A 1905-nucleotide genomic window follows, 5' to 3' on the forward strand; every position below is an offset into this window, starting at 1 on the left:
ATGGGTGAGGGTAGGAGACAGCTATACTGGAGACAGGAGACAGGAGGAACGGGGAATGAACGAGGAGGTAGGAGTAAGAATTGTTCCTTGATTTTTCTGCCCAACTATGCGCCAAAATACGCTCCTTTTTGAGCGTGAAGAGCTGAAAACCAGGCACTTTTTAAAGACCCCAAAAAGGCTAAAACCTTTATCTGTAAATACTTTTAGATTTAATCAGCAAACCCTAATTAATAATTAATATCATGTCCGATTGAATAGTTATACTTAGGATGAAGGCAGAAGGCAGAAGGGAAAGCAAGGTTTCAAGGGATAAGGTTTTTGGCGTTGCTGATGTGTGGGTATGATTTGTATTTGTTGGCAATCACTAAACTATTGAATGACAAAACAATCAAAACCTTGTAAGGACGTTCCATGGAACTTCCCTACTGTGGTCTATCCAAATGAAATCAATTATCGTACAGAAATCATCAGTTCTTCCCCCTCCTGGGAGGGGGAGGGGCGAGGGGTGGGTTCCCTATTCCCTATTCCCTATTCCCTCTTTTCTGGAGATGTCTATTAGTAATCACAACCTCCACTATCACTACTATCACTTCCAGAACTGCTACTACTATAACTATCATAACTACCACTGGAACTGCTACTACTGCTACTACTACTATAGCTTCCAGAACTGCTGCTGCTAGTCACACTATAATTACTGGAACTACTACTACTGCCACCACCACTACTACTGCCACCACCAAAGTTTTCAGGACTACTGCTGCTAGCGGTTTCAGACCAATTAGCTCCCGAACCCCCACCATCGCTACTACCTCCACCAAAGCTAGCATCATCATCACTACTACTATCATTGTCACTATCATTCGTATCTGTGGAGCTATAACTACTTCTTTGAGTATGGTTGTCACTACCATGATTTCTACTTCCTCCACTATAGCTACTGTAACTACTATAACTACGAGGAGTATAACTGCTTCTCTGCCTATTTCTGGTATTCATGTAAATCAGAATTGTCAGAAGAATTGTCAGAAACACCAATACCAGTAAAATAGTAATTATGATGCCCATAATAAGTGTGTCATTTTGAGAAACTGAAGTTTCAGCTAGACTATATTTCCCAGTTTTTAGGGATGTTACTAATGCTGTTGTACCTACAACTACACCACTTTCAAATAATCCTAACTTAAATTTCGGGATAATGTTGGTATCGAGCAAGTGGCTAACTTTAGCATCTGGCAAAATTTCCTGTACTCCTTTCCCTGTTTCAATTTCCACACGGCGATCGCCCTGAGAAACCAAAAACAACACCCCATTGTCTTTATCTTTCTTACCTATTCCCCAATAGTTAAATAACTCAGTAGCAAACTTTTTTGGAGTTGCAGCAGGTTGGGTTTCTGAGACAGTAACAACTGCAATTTATGAACCATTGCTTGCTTCCAGGTCTGAAATCATTTTGTTGAGTTTAGCTTCTGTGTCAGTACTGAGTATTTCAGCCATATCTGTCACCCAACCACCATAATTTTGTCGGGGGTTGGGCACGTCCTGGACAGTTAAGGCCAAACTTGGCAAAGAATATAGCATTAATGCTAGAGATAGAGAAATTTTCCAAAAAGCACTTTTAAAGATGACTACAGAAAATTTCATGTTTTTGACCTCCAGAGAGAAACATTAAATTAATGGACGAGTCAGAAAGTAACCAGTTTTGGTTATACAATTCAATATATTTCTTGAAGTTGAGGGGTTATGCAATTTAGATCAAATCCGGTAGCATCGGTGTAATTAGATTCTTATGGCAGGGAGATGGGGAGATCGAGAAATATTTGGTAATGGTTGAAGATGGAAGATTTTTTGGCGTTGCACAGTGACGAATGATTTGATATTTTTGAAGGAGACAGGAGACAGCTA

2 protein-coding genes are annotated in these 1905 nt (G+C 39.9%); both read right to left on the minus strand.

Features of this window, described 5'->3' with window-relative positions:
* Positions 1-555 precede the first annotated feature (555 nt).
* Positions 556-1416, minus strand: coding sequence for a TPM domain-containing protein (locus D5R40_RS38660; RefSeq protein WP_205127835.1), 861 nt, complete (start codon positions 1414-1416; stop codon positions 556-558).
* Positions 1417-1644: a hypothetical protein gene (locus D5R40_RS38665; protein ID WP_205127834.1), complete on the minus strand. Its 228-nt coding sequence runs from the start codon at positions 1642-1644 to the stop codon at positions 1417-1419.
* Positions 1645-1905 lie beyond the last annotated feature (261 nt).

This window comes from Okeania hirsuta, from assembly GCF_003838195.1.
In the GTDB taxonomy this organism is placed as follows: domain Bacteria; phylum Cyanobacteriota; class Cyanobacteriia; order Cyanobacteriales; family Microcoleaceae; genus Okeania; species Okeania hirsuta.

Bases quoted from the DNA above. Each gene is read 5' to 3' on its own strand.
- D5R40_RS38665 (WP_205127834.1), bottom strand. From the start codon at position 1,644: ATGAAATTTTCTGTAGTCATCTTTAAAAGTGCTTTTTGGAAAATTTCT.